Origin of the sequence: Anoxybacillus ayderensis, from assembly GCF_000833605.1 — a bacterium.
In the GTDB taxonomy this organism is placed as follows: domain Bacteria; phylum Bacillota; class Bacilli; order Bacillales; family Anoxybacillaceae; genus Anoxybacillus; species Anoxybacillus ayderensis.
In genome coordinates, this window is the sequence record NZ_JXTG01000044.1 from 1 (window position 1) to 1,678 (window position 1,678).

Below are 1,678 nucleotides of genomic sequence, written 5' to 3' on the forward strand. Positions count from 1 at the left end.
CCTGAATCCGTGACAAAACATCTTTACAATGGTCGCAAACCGTTGATACGATAAGGGAAAACGACGTTGACGATTCTTCATCAAGTAGGTGAATGTGATGAAAGATTTCCCGATTCGGTTTGTATTGACAGATGAAGCGATTACTCCAAGTGCTGGGCTTGCTCTCGTGGGCTACTTACTCCATCGAACGAAACTGGATAAACGGGTAAACGCACTTCGGCTTCCAACGGTTCGTCGAGAAGTGCACATTTCCCATAGCGATGTCATTCGCTCGATGATTGGCTTGCTTGCCACAGGAAAAACGGATTTCGATCATATCGAAGCGTATCGTCAGGACGATATCTTTTCGGCATCGATGGGGATTCAGCACGTACCTTCCTCCCCAACGTTGCGACAGCGTCTCGATCAGCTCGCTTGTCTTCCGATGACCGAAACCATCATTTGGGAGGAATCGATGCGTCTGTTGGTTCGACAACACGCTACCTTGTCCCCTTGTTGGGCGAAAGGGAAAACGACATGGCTTCCCCTTGATATAGATGCTTCCCCATTTGACAACTCCGATACGAAGAAAGAAGGAGTGAGTCGAACGTATAAAGGATTTGACGGTTTTACACCGTTGTTTGCGTACGCAGGGAAGGAAGGGTATATCGTTCATGCCGAGCTGCGTCCAGGGAAACAACATGTACAAGACAACATGCCTTCGTTTTTAACTACCGCCATCCGTCGAGCTCGTCCGCTGACCTCGTCTCGTCTGCTTGTCCGCATGGATGCAGGAAACGATGCGGAAGCGAATGTGCACGTATGTCTAAAGGAAGACGTGGACTTTGTCATCAAGCGAAACTTACGCCGAGAATCGAAAGCACTTTGGTTCCAGATCGCTTCGCAAAAGGGCAGACGCGTCGATGATGGACAAACCGAAGGAGTACAAACGTATGAGTTATGCCTTCCACAGACCGCAGCAATTGATGGACACACGTATACGTACGTTCAAGTCACCCAAGTGACGGAACGAACGATGGAACGAAATGGACAGCTGATGCTCGTTCCTGATTACGAAGTCGAAAGCTACTGGGTGCGCCTCGAAGGATACGAGCATGTTCGAATGAGTGATGTGCTCGCATTGTATCATGATCATGCGACATGCGAACAGTTTCATAGCGAACTGAAAAGCGACTTAGATTTAGAGCGACTTCCATCTGGGAAGATGAAAACGAATGCGCTCGTGTTAGTCATGGGAGCATTCGTGTACAACCTTCTTCGTCTGATTGGACAAGATCTATTAAGCGATCCGAGACATCCATTACATCATAAAGTGAAACGCCGCCGCATCAAGACGATCATTCAGACGGTGATCACGATGGCAGGTCGACTCGTCCGCCGATCACGACAGATCTGGATGAAACTGACGCGAAGGAGTGGCTATAGCGAGCCCCTACTGAACGTCTATCAGAAATGGAGAGAGGCAAGATAACGAACGAATGTTCGAGCACTGATGTCCAACGTCACTCCCTGGGCTTTTTTGTCTATTTTTTTGGTTCGTATACCTAAAAAAGAGATTTGTTCCATTTTCGGAAATAGAGATGACATAGGTCATAAGCATAAAAAGGGTTTTATGGATTATCAATCCATCAAAATTACAACAAAATCAAAGTCGATTTCAATTCATCACGGATTCAGG

1 protein-coding gene is annotated in these 1,678 nt (G+C 47.1%); it reads left to right on the top strand.

Annotation, left to right across the window (positions count from 1 at the left end; translation table 11 throughout):
- The first annotated feature begins 97 nt into the window (after positions 1-97).
- Positions 98-1,471 carry an IS1380 family transposase gene (locus JV16_RS14725; protein ID WP_042536453.1) on the top strand — a complete coding sequence of 458 codons (1,374 nt, stop codon included), beginning with the start codon at positions 98-100 and terminating at the stop codon, positions 1,469-1,471.
- Positions 1,472-1,678: the final 207 nt, after the last annotated feature.